This is a genomic window from Morococcus cerebrosus (assembly GCF_022749515.1).
GTDB classification, from domain to species: Bacteria; Pseudomonadota; Gammaproteobacteria; order Burkholderiales; family Neisseriaceae; genus Neisseria; species Neisseria cerebrosa.
In genome coordinates, this window is record NZ_CP094242.1 from 131,106 (window position 1) to 148,151 (window position 17,046).

At 51.9% G+C, this 17,046-nt stretch carries 10 protein-coding genes and 3 pseudogenes; 6 read left to right on the top strand and 7 right to left on the bottom strand.

The features are described 5' to 3' along the window. The first annotated feature begins 199 nt into the window (after window positions 1–199). The 4 genes from leuS to MON37_RS00625 all read left to right on the top strand — a co-directional run bounded on the left by leuS (window position 200) and on the right by MON37_RS00625 (window position 5,869). On the top strand, window positions 200–3,010 hold the full coding sequence (gene leuS / locus MON37_RS00610; RefSeq protein WP_039407160.1) for a leucine--tRNA ligase: 2,811 nt from the start codon (window positions 200–202) through the stop codon (window positions 3,008–3,010). Between the two features lie 637 nt (window positions 3,011–3,647). Then, window positions 3,648–3,998: a helix-turn-helix domain-containing protein gene (locus MON37_RS00615; protein ID WP_039406616.1), complete on the top strand. Its 351-nt coding sequence runs from the start codon at window positions 3,648–3,650 to the stop codon at window positions 3,996–3,998. After that, complete coding sequence (locus tag MON37_RS00620; protein WP_242883710.1) at window positions 3,902–4,798, top strand: IS3 family transposase; 897 nt, start codon at window positions 3,902–3,904, stop codon at window positions 4,796–4,798. The genes MON37_RS00615 and MON37_RS00620 overlap by 97 nt, the downstream gene beginning before the upstream one ends. Before the next feature lie 159 nt (window positions 4,799–4,957). Beyond that, on the top strand, window positions 4,958–5,869 hold the full coding sequence (locus MON37_RS00625; RefSeq protein WP_039406506.1) for a helix-turn-helix transcriptional regulator: 912 nt from the start codon (window positions 4,958–4,960) through the stop codon (window positions 5,867–5,869). A gap of 107 nt (window positions 5,870–5,976) precedes the next feature. On the opposite strand, the pseudogene MON37_RS12370 reads toward MON37_RS00625, so the two are convergent. After that, window positions 5,977–6,085, bottom strand: a pseudogene (locus tag MON37_RS12370) (IS5/IS1182 family transposase); the annotation flags it as partial. A 211-nt stretch (window positions 6,086–6,296) separates the two neighbouring features. After that, window positions 6,297–8,912 carry a bifunctional acetaldehyde-CoA/alcohol dehydrogenase gene (adhE, locus tag MON37_RS00630; RefSeq protein ID WP_039406503.1) on the bottom strand — a complete coding sequence of 872 codons (2,616 nt, stop codon included), beginning with the start codon at window positions 8,910–8,912 and terminating at the stop codon, window positions 6,297–6,299. Between the two features lie 450 nt (window positions 8,913–9,362). Between adhE and MON37_RS00635 the strand changes: the two genes are divergently transcribed. Next, on the top strand, window positions 9,363–10,340 hold the full coding sequence (locus MON37_RS00635) for an IS30 family transposase (protein WP_242883714.1): 978 nt from the start codon (window positions 9,363–9,365) through the stop codon (window positions 10,338–10,340). A gap of 45 nt (window positions 10,341–10,385) precedes the next feature. Here MON37_RS00635 and MON37_RS00640 read toward each other — a convergent pair whose 3' ends face one another. Further along, window positions 10,386–11,393, bottom strand: a complete 1,008-nt coding sequence (locus tag MON37_RS00640) for a lysozyme inhibitor LprI family protein (protein ID WP_039410361.1) — start codon at window positions 11,391–11,393, stop codon at window positions 10,386–10,388. A 124-nt stretch (window positions 11,394–11,517) separates the two neighbouring features. Further along, the gene (gene gltS / locus MON37_RS00645) at window positions 11,518–12,738 is read right to left on the bottom strand and encodes a sodium/glutamate symporter (protein WP_039410363.1); all 1,221 of its coding nucleotides are present in this window, start codon (window positions 12,736–12,738) and stop codon (window positions 11,518–11,520) included. 408 nt (window positions 12,739–13,146) lie between these two features. On the opposite strand from gltS, the gene MON37_RS00650 reads away from it, so the two are divergent. After that, the gene (locus MON37_RS00650; RefSeq protein ID WP_009312770.1) at window positions 13,147–14,097 is read left to right on the top strand and encodes a bile acid:sodium symporter family protein; all 951 of its coding nucleotides are present in this window, start codon (window positions 13,147–13,149) and stop codon (window positions 14,095–14,097) included. Between the two features lie 231 nt (window positions 14,098–14,328). Here MON37_RS00650 and MON37_RS00655 read toward each other — a convergent pair. From MON37_RS00655 to MON37_RS00665, 3 genes and pseudogenes are all read right to left on the bottom strand, one after another. Continuing rightward, window positions 14,329–14,928, bottom strand: a pseudogene (locus MON37_RS00655) (glycosyltransferase family 39 protein); the annotation flags it as partial. Window position 14,929: 1 nt separating this feature from the next. After that, a protein-coding gene (locus MON37_RS00660; RefSeq protein ID WP_242883587.1) for an IS630 family transposase occupies window positions 14,930–15,777 on the bottom strand; the annotation gives its coding sequence in 2 pieces (ribosomal slippage) (window positions 14,930–15,462 and window positions 15,462–15,777; 849 coding nt in all). A 48-nt stretch (window positions 15,778–15,825) separates the two neighbouring features. After that, window positions 15,826–16,884 (bottom strand): annotated as a pseudogene (locus MON37_RS00665) (ArnT family glycosyltransferase); the annotation flags it as partial. Between the last annotated feature and the right edge of the window lie 162 nt (window positions 16,885–17,046).

Consider the following 17,046-nt stretch of genomic DNA (forward strand, 5'->3'; position numbering starts at 1 on the left):
ATTTTTCTCAGGGCGGACGGGCGATTCGAAACGGGCTGGATTTTGGCACAGAAATGCCGGATTCAAGGCAAAAAACGCAGCAAGATTGGACATCTTGCGAGTATTTTTAACGCAGAAGGCGGCAATTTATGGAACAAAATACCGCCGTTATCGAATCGTCAGCCCGCCCTCACATTTTCAAGCGAAAAACAGAATGACCATGCAAGAACATTACCAGCCCGCCGCCATTGAGCCTGCGGCGCAGAAAAAATGGGACGACGCCCGTATTTTCAACGTCTCCGAAGACGCTTCCAAACCCAAATACTACTGCCTCTCCATGTTCCCTTACCCCAGCGGCAAGCTGCACATGGGGCATGTGCGCAACTACACCATCGGCGACGTATTAAGCCGCTTCAAACGCTTAAACGGCTTTAACGTCATGCAGCCTATGGGTTGGGACGCGTTCGGTATGCCTGCGGAAAACGCGGCGATGAAAAACAACGTCGCCCCCGCCGCTTGGACCTACGACAACATCGAATACATGAAAACCCAGCTCAAAAGCCTGGGTTTTGCGATTGACTGGGAGCGCGAAGTCGCCACCTGCAAACCCGAATACTACCGCTGGGAACAATGGCTGTTTACCAAGCTGTTTGAAAAAGGCATCGTGTATCGCAAAAACGGCACGGTAAACTGGGACCCCGTCGACCAAACCGTCCTGGCCAACGAGCAAGTTATCGACGGGCGCGGCTGGCGTTCGGGCGCGTTGATTGAAAAACGCGAAATCCCGATGTATTACTTCAAAATCACGGATTACGCCGAAGAGCTGCTCAACGATTTGGACAAGCTGGAACACTGGCCGGAACAAGTGAAAACCATGCAGCGCAACTGGATCGGCAAATCACGCGGTATGACCGTGCGCTTTGCCGTTTCAGACGACAGCAAACAAGGCTTGGAAGGCGATTACGCGAAATTCCTGCAAGTTTATACCACCCGCCCCGACACGCTGATGGGCGCAACTTATGTTGCCGTTGCCGCCGAGCATCCGCTGGCAACCGCCGCAGCCGCCGACAAACCCGAATTGCAGGCATTTATCGCCGAATGCAAAGCCGGATCCGTTGCCGAAGCCGATATGGCGACAATGGAGAAAAAAGGCGTGCCGACCGGCCGCTACGTCGTCAATCCGCTCAACGGCGACAAGCTGGAAGTGTGGATTGCCAACTATGTCTTGTGGGGCTACGGCGACGGCGCGGTGATGGCGGTGCCGGCGCACGACGAACGCGATTTCGAGTTCGCGTGCAAATATGGTTTGCCGATTAAATGGGTTGTCAGCAATAAAGTGATTGATGGCGCGGTAGCACGATTACAAAAAATTGCGGCTAAAAATAACTTACCGTTTGATATTGAATATATTTTTGATTATTCAAAGAATCCAACGCAACGTTTTGCAGATAGAGTATTAGAACAAGTCAATAAGGCAGGCCTTGACGATGAACCGTATTTGAGTGAAATCTTCGGGGCATTGGAAACCATCAGATTAAATTGGAATATGCAGTTCCAAAACAATGAAGATAACTTCCTAGTAAACAGCAACGAATTCAACGGCATGGATTTTCAGACGGCCTTTGACAAAATCGGCGAAAAACTGCAAGCAACAGATTCGGGCGAACCGAAAACCCAATACCGCCTGCGCGACTGGGGTATTTCGCGCCAACGCTACTGGGGCTGCCCGATTCCTATCGTCCATTGCGAAAAATGCGGCGACGTCCCCGTCCCTGCCGACCAACTGCCCGTCGTCCTGCCTGAAAACGTCGTACCCGACGGCATGGGTTCGCCGCTGGCAAAAATGCCCGAGTTTTACGAAACCACCTGCCCATGCTGCGGCGGTGCGGCAAAACGCGAAACCGACACCATGGACACCTTCATGGAATCGAGCTGGTATTTCTTCCGCTACATGTCGCCCAAGTTCGCAGAAGGCATGGTATCGGCTGAAGCCGCGAAATACTGGGGCTCGGTCGACCAATACATCGGCGGCATCGAACACGCGATTCTGCACCTCTTGTACGCGCGCTTCTTCACCAAACTGATGCGCGACGAAGGTTTGGTTAATGTTGACGAACCGTTCGAACGCCTGCTCACGCAAGGCATGGTCGTCTGCGAAACCTACTACCGTGAAAACGACAAAGGCGGCAAAGACTGGATCAACCCTGCCGATGTCGAGCTGACTTTCGACGACAAAGGCCGCCCCGTTTCCGCCGTCCTCAAAGCCGACGGACTGCCCGTCGTCATCAGTGGCACGGAAAAAATGTCCAAGTCCAAAAATAACGGCGTCGATCCGCAAGAACTGATTAACGCCTACGGCGCGGACACCGCCCGCCTGTTCATGATGTTTGCCGCACCGCCCGAACAGTCCCTCGAATGGAGCGACAGCGGCGTTGAAGGCGCGCACCGCTTCCTGCGCCGTCTGTGGCGTACCGTTTACGAATACCTGAAGCAAGGCGGCGCAGTCAAAGCATTTGCAGGCAACCAAGACGGTTTATCTAAAGAACTCAAAGACCTGCGCCACAAACTGCACGCCACCATCGCCAAAGTCAGCGACGACTACGGCCGCCGCCAGCAGTTCAACACCGCCATCGCCGCCGTGATGGAACTGCTCAACCAATACGACAAAACCGACACCGGCGGCGAACAAGGCCGCGCCGTCGCCCAAGAAGTATTGGAAACCGCCGTACGCCTGCTGTGGCCCATCGTGCCGCACATCTGCGAAACCCTGTGGAGCGAATTGAACGGCGCGAAACTGTGGGAAGCAGGCTGGCCGACAGTCGATGAAGCCGCCTTGGTCAAATCCGAAATCGAAGTCATGGTTCAAGTCAACGGCAAACTGCGCGGCAAAATCACCGTCGCCGCCGACGCCTCCAAAGCCGACCTCGAAGCCGCCGCCCTCGCCACCGAAGGCGCGGTGAAATTCATGGAAGGCAAACCTGCCAAGAAAATCATCGTCGTACCGGGCAGACTGGTGAATATCGTGGTGTAAAGCCGATTCGGCATTGACCGCTGCAATTAAGATAAGGTCGTCTGAAAACTTGGAAACAGGGTTTTCAGACGACCTTTTTGTATTTTCAGTGGAAGATTTTGGGAGACAGGATACTCGCTGAGATGATGGTAAAAGATTACATTCCGTCATTCCCGCGCAGGCGGGAATACATTGGAAACGCTAGGCGACGGTGGGTTTTAAAAATAACTCACCGTAATGTGGGCTTTGCCCGCGGATTGCTTTTGAAAAAACTGGGATTACTGACGCACAAGGTCGTCTGAAAACCATGCTCTACGGGTGATAGAGAAAATATAAAAACCAATTCCAACGGCTACTTCTTCCGCTGCACATACGTGGGCAAAGCCCACGCTACTCTATAAGCCTAAAAAACAGGTGTTTTAAAAACGGTTGCTGAAATTCAAAAGTGGATTCCCGCCTGCGCGGGAATGACGGCATGGGGAATTTTTGTTTAATTGATGGGCTGTTTTCGCGGAAAAGCCCGCATTACAGGTTGAAAGCCACCCGTAGCGTGGGCTTTGCCCACAGATTATTTTTGGGAAAGCAAAGGTCGTCTGAAAACCTGAACTGCACCCCAAAAGTTGGACATACCCTCCAACTCACAAGGTGCAGTTTTTTTATGAGCAAATATACATTACACTTCAAATACCAAGCCGTACTCCACTACCTGCATATACGCAGCCAACAGCGTACCGCAGACCACTACGGCATTTCCCGAACCCACCTGAGACGATGGATACGCGCCTATCAAGAAGGCGGTATCGGCGCACTCGAACATCCCCAATCCAAAACCATGCCCCAACATCGAAAAAACCCCTTCATCGCAGATAAACCCGACCAAGAAAAAACACAGGCAGAGCTTATTGAAGAGTTGTGCTATATGCGCGCAGAGGTCGCCTACCTAAAGGAGTTAAAAGCCCTCAGCCAAAAGCGGACCGAAAAGGACAAAGCCAAACCGTCCAAACACTGAGGGCGCAACACCCGCTCAAATACCTGCTGCACATCGCAAACCTGCCCAAAAGCAGCTTTTACTACCATCACCAAGACCGACCCGACCCCGACGCAGCCGACAAAGCCCTCCTTGTCGAAACCTACCGGCGGCATAAAGGACGCTACGGACAAAGGCGCATTGCCGCCGCATTAGATTGGAACCGCAAAAAAGCGGCGCGGTTGATGAAGCAGATGGAACTGAAAGCCCTCATACGGGCGAAAAAAGCCTACCGCCATCCCGCCATGGGCGAGATATCGGAACACCTCCTCAAACGCCGGTTCAAAGCCCGAAAGCCCAACGAAAAATGGCTGACCGACGTTACCGAACTCAAAGGGAGCGACGGCAAACTGTACCTCTCGCCAATCTTGGACTTGTTCAACCGGGAAATCGTCGCCTACGCCATGAGCCGCAATGCCAACAGCGAAATGGTGAAGGAAATGCTCGAAAAAGCCGCCCTCCGTCTGACTGCTAAAGGAACGATGCTTCATTCGGACCAAGGTGTGCTGTACCGTACGGCGGGGTATAGGGAATTGCTTGCGGGGCATTCCATGGTTCAAAGCATGTCGCGAAAGGCGAACTGTTGGGACAATGCGCCGATGGAAAGCTTCTTTGCGGTGTTGAAGACGGAGTGTTTCTATAACGCAGGTGAATTGACGGTAGATGAATTGATGAAGCAGATAGATGACTATATGGATTACTACAACCGGGAGCGTTGCAGTTTGAAATTGAAAAAGCTGAGTCCTGTCGCATACAGAACCCAGCTTGCACAGAGCGCCTGAATAGGCTTTTATGAGTGTCCAAGATTTGGGGGCCAGTTCAAACCTGCGTACTGGTTTCAGACGACCTTTTATGGGTTTTCACCGTTTTCCGTCTTTCTGCCATTGTGATAAAGTAGCCCGACCTTTTGTTCAAAATACGCAGATTCCACCACACAGCCTATGGAAACATCCTGTCTTAACAGCCAACAGCTCGTCAACATGGTTCAACAGGGCGAAGGGGGCGACTATTTGGACGGCAGCTACCGTTTTGAAACCTTGTGCAGCGGCATTTCCCTGCACGGTGGCAGCCTGACCGCGCGCAAAACGTTTCAAAGCACGCGCCTGTCGGAGCCATACATCGCGTTTGTCCTGCTGCTCGAAGGCAGTTTGGATTTCGGCATCAATCGCGAACGTTACCGTATTGAGGCTGAAGGCGGACATGTCCTATTGATTGCGTGCGACGAGGGAATCTTGTTCAGCCGTTATTTGTATGAAGGCGGGCATACGGCGAAACTGACGCTCAAGGGAATAGACCGCTGGCTGTCGCGCCCGCAATATGCGGGTTTGCTGCAGGCGGTTTATCGGGAAAAAGTCAGACATTGGCCGCTGGACAGTAGTTTGCGCCGCCTTGCTTTAAGCAGCTTGAAGGGGGCGGAGCACGGCGGATTGGCGGACGACTTACAGCGTGAAGCGGACGTGTTGCAACTTTTGGCTGGACTATGGACGGATTTTCTCAACCGCTATCCCTATACCGAAACCGCCGCCGAACCGCCTCATCCTTCGGAAAGTTTCATCCGTCTGCTCAACCAGGCATTCGATGCGGGCGCGCACCAAGTATCTGAGCTTGCCGACGCGCTGCATATCAGCGAGCGAACGCTGCAACGCCGCCTGAAAGAATCGTTTGGTACGACGGCGAGCGAGTGGCTGCGGCACAAGCATATGCAATATGCACTGTATGCTTTGGGTACGGACAGCGTCAGCATAGGCGAAACAGCCTACCGTTGCGGCTACGCCCATGTTTCGAGCTTTACCAAGGCATTTCGCGAATATTTCGGCTGCACGCCGGCGGAGTTGAGAAAACGCGGCGAGTGATAGGGCAATAGTGAAAGGTCGTCTGAAAACCATGTTTCAGGTTTTCAGACGACCTTTGTTCATATGAACCTATTAGATGCTTGACGGCGTTCGGAGCGGAAAGATTTGAGGTATAGTGGATTAACTTTAAACCAGTACGGCGTTGCTTTGCCGTACTATCTGTACTGTCTGCGGCTTCGTCGCCTTGTCCTGATTTAAATTTAATCCACCATACTTCAAATCGTAGCGTGGGCTATGCCCGCGAAATACAAAATCTTGTCGAGACTATTCCGCCTTATGTGTTCCGTAGGCAAAGCCCACTCTACGGCTGCTAAAAATAAGTGAAGCATTCATAAGCGGGGGACTACATAAAAACAGAGGTCGTCTGAAAACCCGAAATACGGTTTTCAGACGACCTTTTTCTTACGCTTTATGGTTTACACGAACCTTATTCGCCGTAATAGGCTTTGGTCAGGATTTCTTCCATATCGGCGACCAATGCGAGACGCGGGTTGGCGGGGGTGCATTGGTCTTCGAAGGACAGCAGTGCCAGTTCTTTGCGGCCGTCGATGAAGGTTTTTTCGTCGATGCCCTGCTCTTTGAACGACATTTTGATGCCGACGTTGACTGCCAGTTCATGACAGGCGCGGGCGAAGGATTCTACGCCTTCGGCAGGGGTGGCGCACGGCAGGCCTAAGGTACGGGCGATTTCCTGATATTTCAGGTCGGCTTTGTAGTAGTTGTACTTCGGCCAGGTGGCGGTTTTCTGCGGACGCGTGCCGTTGTAGCGGATGACGTGCGGCAGCAGGATGGCGTTGGCGCGGCCGTGCGGAACGTGGTATTTGCCGCCGATTTTGTGCGCCATCGAGTGGTTGATGCCGAGGAATGCGTTGGAGAACGCCATGCCTGCGATGGTGGAAGCGTTGTGCATGTGTTCGCGCGCTTCGGGGTCGGATGCGCCGTGTTTGTAGGAGCGTTCGAGGTATTGGAACACAAGTTTGATGGCTTGCAGGGCGAGGCCGTCGGTAAAGTCGTTGGCGAGCACGGAAACGTATGCTTCTACGGCGTGGGTCAGTACGTCCAAACCGGTGTCGGCGGTTACGCCGGCGGGAACGGTCATGGTAAATGCGGGATCGACGATGGCGATGGTCGGGGTCAGCGAGTAGTCGGCGATGGGGTATTTTTTGTCGCCGTCGCTGATGACGGTAAACGGCGTGACTTCGGAGCCTGTGCCCGATGTGGTGGGGATGCCGATGAATTTGGCTTTGCGACCCAATTCGGGGAAGCGGAAGGCGCGTTTGCGGATGTCCATGAATTTTTGGACAAGGTCTTCAAAATCGACTTGGGGCTGTTCGTAGAAGAGCCACATGGCTTTTGCCGCGTCCATCGGCGAGCCGCCGCCCAGCGCAATGATGGTGTCGGGCTGGAAGCTGCGCATCAAATCCGTGCCTTTATAGACGGTTTGGACGCTCGGATCGGCCTCGACATCGGTGAAAAGCTGGATGGTTACTTTGTTTTTGCGTTGGTGGAGCTGGTGGGTCACTTTATCGACGAAGCCCAAATCGACCATCGAACGGTCGGTCACAATCATGACTTTTTCACAGTCTTTCATATCTTGCAGATATTGGATGGAATCGCGCTCGAAATAGATTTTGGCGGGTACTTTGAACCATTGCATGTTGTTTCTCCGACGGCCTACTTTTTTGATGTTTAACAGGTTGACTGCGCTGACGTTGCCGCCAACGGAGTTTTTGCCGTAAGAGCCGCAGCCCAAGGTCAGGGACGGCAGGAAGGCGTTATAAACGTCGCCGATGCCGCCGAAGGTGGAAGGCGAGTTCCAAATCACGCGCAGGGCTTTGACGCGGGTGCCGAAGGTTTTTGCCAATTCATGGTCGGCGGTATGGATGGCGGCGGAGTGTCCCAAGCCGTCGAAGGCGACCATTTGTTCGGCAAACTGCAAACCTTGTTCGGTGGAATCTGCTTTGAGCATCGCCAGTACGGGCGAGAGTTTTTCGCGGGTCAGCGGCTCGTTGGGGCCGACTTCGCGGCATTCGGCGATGATGATGTTGGTTTTTTCAGGCACTTTAAACCCAGCCTGTTCGGCAATCCACGCCGCCGGTTTGCCCACAACGGCGGAATTGAGTTTCGCGCCGCCGCAGTTGGCGCAGTTTGCCGTAACGCCGAAAATGAAGTCTTCGAGCATGGCTTTTTCTTTTTTGTTGGCGAAGTACACGCCGTAGGATTTGAACTCTTCGACCAGCTCTTTATAAATCTCTTTGTCGGCAATGACGGCTTGTTCGCTGGCGCAAATCATGCCGTTGTCGAACGCTTTGGACATCACGATGTCGTGTGCCGCCTGTTGGATGTTTGCCGTTTTTTCGACATAGGCAGGCACGTTGCCCGCCCCGACGCCGAGCGCGGGTTTGCCGCAGGAATAAGCGGCTTCCACCATCGCATTGCCGCCGGTCGCCAAAATCGTCGCCACGCCCGGATGTTTCATCAGCGCGGAAGTGCCTTCCATAGACGGTTTTTCAATCCACTGGATGCAGTTTTCCGGCGCGCCGGCGGCAATCGCGGCATCGCGCACGATTTGGGCGGCGTGGGCGGAACACTGCTGGGCGGAAGGGTGGAACGAGAAAATAATCGGATTGCGGGTTTTCAGCGCAATCAGGGATTTGAAAATGGTGGTGGAAGTCGGATTGGTGGTCGGCACGATACCGCAGACGACCCCGACCGGATCGGCGATTTCGGTAATGCCGGTTACATCGTCTTCGCTGATGACGCCCACGGTTTTCAAATCGCGCAGGCGGCGCACGACGTTTTCGCAGGCAAACAGGTTTTTGGTCGCCTTATCTTCAAATACACCGCGTCCCGTTTCTTCGACCGCGTGCATGGCGAGTACACCATGTTTGTCCAGCGCGGCAATGGAGGCTTTGGCAACGATATAATCAATCTGCTCCTGATTCAGCTTGCGAAACTCGTCCAACGAGCGCAAACCCTTTTCAACCAAACTGTTGACCTCGGCTACGGCGGGGCTGACGACATTGTCGGCTGATGCGTTCATGGTGTATCTCCTTGATATAAGGTGGCAATAAAGTCGATAAATTTTCACTACGATTACTATAAGTAATTTTGTTACATTTCTCTTTGACTTACATCACAAACCATGCATGCTATTTTCAGACGACCCCTTTCAGGATTTTTCTGTTTTTAATACATTGAAATAAAATCATTTTAACGAGTTTGATAAAAGAGGCTGCCGAGTCTTCCCCCTTTGCCATATCGCTATTGTTTTATCCGCCGTAATTCAAATGAAAACGAAATTTATCGAAATTTGTATCAAAATTACAAATAAATTAAACAAAGCCAAATACAGAAAAAAGGAAAAAGGTCGTCTGGAACCTTGAAGTCAAGATTTCAGACGACGGCGGATTCGCATTTGAAGTGCAACTTTCCATAACAGAAAAAGGCCAGTATGCGGTAGCATACGGCCTTTCCTGCAAGAAAGATTGCCATGAGCTACACACAACTGACCCAAGACGAACGATACCATATCCAATACCTGTCCCGCTACTGCACCGTCGCCGAAATCGCCAAACAGCTCAACCGCCACAAAAGCACCATCAGCCGAGAAATCAAGCGGCACTGCATCCAAGGACAGCAATACAGCGCCGAAAAAGCACAGAAGCAAAGCCGGCTGACCAAACAGCACCGGCGAAAACCCTATAAGCTCGATTCGCAGCTGGTTCAACACATCGACACCCTTATCCGCCGCAAACTCAGTCCCGAACAAGTATGTGCCTACCTGCATAAACACCACGGGATCACACTCCATCACAGCACTATTTACCGCTACCTCCGCCAAGACAAAAGCAACGGCGGCACTTTGTGGCAACACCTCAGAATATGCAGCAAACCCTACCGCAAACGCTACGGCAGCACATGGACCAGAGGCAAAGTGCCCGACCGCGTCGGCATAGAGAACCGACCTGCTATCGTCGACCGGAAAACTCGCATCAGCGATTGGGAGGCCGACACCATCGTCGGCAAAAATCAGAAAAGCGCGTTATTGACCTTGGTCGAACGCACTACCCGCTACACCATCATCTGCAAATTAAAGAACTTAAAAGCCGAAGACACTGCCCGGGCGGCCATTAGGGTATTAAAGGCATATAAAGCCAGAGTCCACACCATTACCATGGATAACGGCAAAGAGTTCTACCAACACACCAAAATAGCCAAAGCATTGAAGGCGAAAACCTATTTTTGCCGCCCTTACCATTCTTGGGAGAAAGGGCTGAATGAGAACACCAACGGACTCATCCGACAATATTTCCCCAAACAAACCGATTTCCGAAACATCAGCGATCGGGAGATACGCAGGGTTCAAGATGAGTTGAACCACCGGCCAAGAAAAACACTTGGCTACGAAACGCCAAGTGTTTTATTCTTAAATCTGTTCCAACCACTGGTACCCTGGTGTTGCACTTGAAATCCGAATCCAAGGACCTTTTGATGATCGAGAAGGAAGATCCGTCTAGTCAATCGAATAGCCGCGCAGGTATTGCGTACGTTCGCGTGTCATGCGGGTATCGCATTGGAGCTTGAGATATTCGGCTTGAGCAGGGTTGTCAGCCTGGGCGGCAGCCTGTTGGCAGTTTTGAATCTTGTTCTGAATCCAAGCACGCTGCTCGGCGAGCAGTTCTTTTTGGACAGTATGCTCCATCCCGTCCCATACCCCTTGGATTTCAGAATCTGCATTACGGTTTTGACGGCGTGCATTGTCCAGATCGTTTTGCGAGAAGGACGGCTCTTCGCGTTTCGCTTCTATATCAGGATGCAGGATTTCGGTTTCCAATCCTGCTGCCTGCGGCACGCCCGATGCTTGGCTGGCGGCATTGTTTTCCAGAATATCTTCCGGAGAAACGACAGGCGGCTCATCGTGTTTGCCTTTTAACAACTTCATAGCATCTTCTTTGCTGACTGCCTTGCCGTCAATCATCACAATACTTTTGACACCGTAGGGCAGCAGCAGCGAGGACAGCGTGCGCGCCGTCATGGAGACAGTGTTGTCTTCCAAAACAGCGTTGCCGTCTTTATCAGGCGTATAACGTACGGAAGTTGAAAGTGTATTGTCGGCAAATTTCAAATTGCTGCCTGTCAGCTTTTGTTCCAGTATTTCGGCTAAAGTCGTTTCGCTGTAAATCAAAGGGCTATTGGTTTCCGCCGCATTAAGGACATCGGCAGGAACTCGGATGCTTAAATCCGCACCGCATATGGTTTTGTTGTCTTCATCAATTTGTTGGGCATTGTTTAAGCCGATTTCCAGTTCGGAACCGGCAGCAATGACTTTGTCCGCATCGACGAATTGGCGGCTGTCGTTGCGGGCGAATGCGCGCGCTTCCTGGCGGATAATGTTTTGGATTTGTGTTTTGATGCTTTGGATGGCGGCGGGATGATTGCATTCCAAAGCCTGCTTGGGCTCATCCTTGCCGCACGCGGCCAATATCAGGACGAGCGGCAAAGCCAGCAGTTTTTTGTTCATAAATATCTCCTTGATGCGGTTGCAGACCAGACCGGACTGCTTTTCAGACGACCATCATAACAAAAGCACTTGCAGCAAGTAAATGTTGCAAGTGCTTTTTCAACGAACCGTTATAAATGCTTACTTATTTGGTGATGACATTTACAAAACCGGAAAGGATTGCCGCGTTAATCAAGTCCACGAAGAACGCGCCGACCATAGGCACAATCAAGAAGGCTTTGTGCGAAGGACCGAAGGTCTGCGTGATGGATTGCATATTGGCAACGGCGGTCGGCGTTGCGCCCAAGCCGAAGCCGCAGTGTCCTGCCGCCAAAACCGCCGCATCGTAGTCGCGTCCCATAAAAACGTAGGTGGCGAATGTCGCGTACAGAATCATCACGACGGTTTGTACGGCGAGGATGATGGTTACAGGACCCGCCAAACCGGTCAATTCCCACAATTTCAGGTTCAAAAGCGCCATTGCGAGGAAAAGCGACAGGGAGGCATTGCCGAATACGTCGATGGCGCGGTCGAACATATTGACTTTAAACGCAGAAGTCAGAATGTTGCGGATGACGACACCGGCAAACAGACACCATACGAATTTCGGCAAATCATACAGATATTCTTTGTCGAAACCGTCCACAATTTCGGCAAATGCCAAACACGCTGCAAACATGGCAAGCGTTTCGACGGCGGATTCGGCGGTGATCAGGCGGGTGCGCTTCGCTTGTTCGAACACGTCGTCGGCATGTTCGTCTGCATTTGCCTTTTGTCCGCTTTGCTCGATGGGTTTGCGTCCCATTTTGTTGATCAGACGGCGCGCAACCGGGCCGCCGATCAGGCCGCCGAATACCAAACCGAACGTGGCGGAAGCCATACCCAATCCGGTAGCGCCGACCAAGCCGAATTTGTTTTCAAAGTCAGGTCCCCATGCGCCTGCGGTACCGTGTCCGCCGGTCAGGGTAATCGAGCCGGTAATCAGGCCGATAAGCGGATTCAAATCCAAAATCTTCGCCAAGCCGACGCCGACAAAGTTCTGCACGATGATAAACGCCCCTACGACAGCGGTGAAAATCACCAACGGCAGACCGCCTGCTTTCAAGCGGGAGAAATCCGCGCTCAAACCGATAGAAGTGAAGAAAATCAGCATGAATGCGTCTTGCAGCGGTTTTTCAAATTTGAAGCTCACGTCGTAAGCTTGATGCAGTGCAAACAGGATAATCGCAGCAATCAAGCCGCCTGCCACAGGCTCGGGAATGTTGAAATCGCGCAGGAATTTGACTTTGTTTACCAAAACCTTACCAATCAACAAAACCAATGTGGCGGCAATCAACGTGTAGTAACTGTTAAATTCCCATTCCATAATTGTTTTACCTCTCAAAATCTCAAAAATGTTTTTCTTAAATCCGCTTTGCGGAATCAAACTGTTGGATATTAGGGGATGGGTTAAAGATTGTCAAAGAATAGTTAGGATTTCAGACATTTTTATACGGAATACCAAGCAAATAAATGAAATATTTTTTTAATCATGGCATTACTTTTGACTACTTATTGATTGTTTGTGAATGGTTTATAGGTGTCAATTAAACATTGTTGACAATATATAAATCGGTTTCTAGAAAAACGTCGTTATCAAAAACAGTACTTTCTTAGTGTTCAGACGACCTTTGGCACACGTCTGTCCATCATTGCCAGGATGATACAGAAAAGTTAATATCCGTTAAATTATGGCAATCGCTGTCATACATAACAACCTACAAAGGAGCAAACTATGAACTTTCTGACTGCCGTCAGCCGGCAAATGACCCGATTCACCGCCCTGATTATCGTCCTTGCCTCTATCGTCGCCTTTATCGAACCCGCTACCTTTTCATGGGTGAAAGGCGACACGCAAGTCGTCGTACTCGGCATCATTATGCTCGGCATGGGCATGACTCTAGGCAAAGAAGACTATCAAATTTTGGCTAAACGCCCGCTCGATATTTTCATCGGCGCAGTTGCCCAATACACCATTATGCCGCTGCTCGCCATCGGTATCGCCAAAGCCTTCAACCTTTCGCCCGGATTGACGCTGGGTCTGGTTTTGGTCGGTACTTGCCCGGGCGGGGTTTCGTCCAACATCATGAGTTTCCTTGCCAAAGGCGATGTTGCCTTCTCAGTCGGCATGACCACCGTCTCTACCGTCCTCGCCCCCGTTATGACGCCGCTGTGGATGACTTACCTCGTGGGACAAACCGTCGAAATGGACGGCTGGGGCATGTTCAAGTTTATGTTGCTCGTTACCCTGTTGCCTGTCGTTATCGGCTCTGCCGCCAATATGTTGCTGCACAAAAAACACTGGTTTGAAGATGTTCGCGCCATCATGCCCGCCGTTGCCGTTGCCGCCTTTGCCTGCATTGTCGGCGGTGTTGCCGCCGTCCACGGCCACCGTTTTGCCGAATCTGCCTTAGTTATGGTGCTCGCCATTGCCGCACACAATATCGGCGGCTACATCCTCGGCTATTACAGCGGCGCGCTAACCGGTATGAACACCGCCAAAAAACGTACCATCGCTATCGAAGTCGGCGTACAAAACGCCGGTCTCGCCACGGGTCTGAGCGCCAAATTCTTCCCGGGTAACGCCGAATCCGCCGTCGCCACCGCCGTCGCCTGCGTCTGGCACTCCGTATCGGGAACCGTCTTGGGCAACTTATTCGCTTGGTGGGATAGGCGTAAACAATAAGCTGCGGTGGTCGATTCAGTTTTCAATAAATAATCAAAAGGTCGTCTGAAAAACAGAGTAGGGTTTCCAACTTTGCTTTTCAGACGACCTTTTGATTTTCATATTGCCGTGGATTCAGTCCTTTCAATCTCTATTGGTACGGCCCGATGGTTTGGACACCAGGTTCAAAATTTTCAGCTTAATTAGGGTATTTCCACTGAACCGGCAATTTTGCTTTTCAGACGACCTTTTTTACTCTTCTCTTTTTAAAAGTGCGAAGCCTTCCACTTTGTTCCTTGGGCGTGCGCCCTGCCAGATTTTCGTCCAGCCCGGCGGCGCGTCGGTATTTTTAGGCTGCTGCACCAGACGGTAGCGGCAGGCAGCATCGTCGATATGGAGTGTCAAGTCGCTGTATTGCGCCCAAGCGATACGGGCGCGGTGGTCTTCGTTGGCGATGCTGATACATTCTAGGTCGTCTGAAAGCCGTTGTTTCAGTTCGGGAGAGAGGGCGGCTTCCGTTTGGAGGACGACGGGCGCGTGGCTTTTGGCGGCGTCGAGCCACGGCAGGAACAGGGTCATCAGCAATGCCCACGCCAGCGTAACGCCTGCCGCCCAGTTGGTCACTGCCTGTCTGCCGCGGATGTTTTTGCGGGTAATCGCCCACAGCCACAGCGGGGTAAACAGCAGGGCGACCGCCATCGGTATCGGGTCGATGTCAGGCGTGTAATACGGACTGAAATAGGCGGCGCGTTCGGCGAGTTTGGCAGGCCAGCCGTAGTTCATGGCGAAGAAGCCCGTCCACAGGAAAATGGCGAAAAGTCCGAACGCCATGACGCCGAACCAGTTGATATAGTCAATTAAAATCAAAATAGGACAGTAACGCATCGTCAAATCGGGCGTAATCAGACAATACGGTTCGCAGATACCGCTTAATATTCGCCCACACCTTCTCAATCGGGTTGAGCTCAGGTGAATAAGGTGCAAGAGGCAATACCTTATGTCCCAATTTTTCCGCCATTTCCCGTAAAACACCCATACGGTGAAATCGTGCATTATCTAAAATAATCACCGATTTTTGAGTCAATGCGGGCAGTAGGCATTGCTGAAACCACGCTTCAAAAAAGACCCCGGTCATCGTATTTTGATAAACCATCGGAGCAATCAGCCGGTTGCCGACTTGTGCGGACACCAGAGATAAGCGTCGGTATCTTTTTCCTCTTATCTGCGCTTTCACTATTTGCCCTTTCGGGCTGCGGGCATAGGGACGGAACAGGTAGCGGTCAAATCCTGTTTCATCCAAATAAACACGTTGGTAGTCGGAAAATTCGGCCAGCTGTGTCAAATAATGCGTTACTTTGGCCGGGTCTTGTTCTTTGTAAGTGGTGGTCTTTTTTTGCGCGTCATCCCCATCTGTTTGAGTGCATAGCAAACGGCGGCTGGCGTACAATCAAAATGTTTGGCGATTTCATGCAGATAGGCATCCGGGTGTTGCCCAACATATTGAGCCAGTTTTTGCCTATCCAATTTGACGGCATTTAGACCGGTAACTTGATGTTTTAGGCTGCCTGTTTGTTTTTTAAGGCGAATCCACAGGTAAAGCGTGTTTCTTGACAAGTTAAACGTTGCTGCGGTTTGGCTGATATTTTTGCATTGTTCGTAATAGTTTAAAGCTTTGTTTCTTAAGTCCGCAGAGTATGCCATGGTTAGACCTTCAAAGTTGAGTATTGTACTATTTTATTTTTAATTGACTATAAACGCCGCCGCGCCGCGCCGCAGTCCGTCCAGTTGCGCCGCGCCGAGCAGGGCGAGCGGGGGCAGCAGCCAAACGAGGTTGTCTTGGAGGCGTTGCGGGCTGACGGCAAGAATGCTGAGGACGATGAGGAACCACGAAATGCACAATACGCTCCAGTTTTTTTCGCGGATGCGGGGGCGGCTTAACGTCCATGCGGCGAGCGGCCACGCGGGCAGGGTAAACCAGAGCAGGTTTTTCAGGTAGTAGAACAGACTGAAGGTCGTCTGAAAACCACCCAAGCCGCCGAATGCGCCGAGCGAGTGGTGTTGCAGCCAGATGGAAAACAGTTCGGGCTGCGTTCTGGAGAAAATGAGCGGGTAAACCGTCAGCAGCGGCAGTCCGATGGCGAACGCGCCGACCAGCGTCAGGTAATAGCGTTTGATGCGCCATTTCTCATCGAGCAGCAGGGCGGGTGCTAAAAACATCAGCGCGGCGGTCATCAGATAGCCCGATGAGAGCGACAGCAACGCCCAGCCGCCGCCCAGCAACAGGGAGGCGGTAATGACGCGGCGTTGCGCCAACGAAAAGCCGCACAATATCATGCTCGACGCGGCAAAGGCGACGGAAGCGGGGTTGAGGAAGTGCGCGACCGAGAGTAGCCCGATGCTGCCGATCAGAATGAGGACGACGCTGCGCCCGTGGTGCCTGCCCAAAAAGTTGAATCCGGCAAAACCGCAGGCGGTCAGCCCGATAATCGTAAAGAAAACGCCCGCAAAACGCGCGGCATCATAAGCGTCCGCCGCCCAAGGCGACAACAGGTGTTTGAACGCCGCCGCCACCCATAAATAGACGGGCGGAATCTGAAAATCCGGCTGTCCCAACACATGGGCAACCAACGGCGTCGCGCCTGCGTCTAAGGCTTCAACGGCGGTAAAGACGGTGGGTTCGGCGGGATTCCACAAGTCGTGCGAAAACACGCCCGGCCACAGCCAGGCAAATGCCATCAGCAGCAAGAGCCAGGGTTTTTCATGGGTTTTGGCAGGTTGTCGCGAATCGGGCGAGGTGTAAGTGAGCATAGCTTTGAGGATGTTGAACGTATTTTCGTGTAGTTTAGCAAAGATTCGGCGGGAGGTCGTCTGAAAGGAGGGATTGGGTTTTTAATCTGGCGAAAATGCATTTTCAGACGACGTATAAAGCAAAAAAGACTGCATAAAATGCAGTCTTTTTATTTCAGTAGA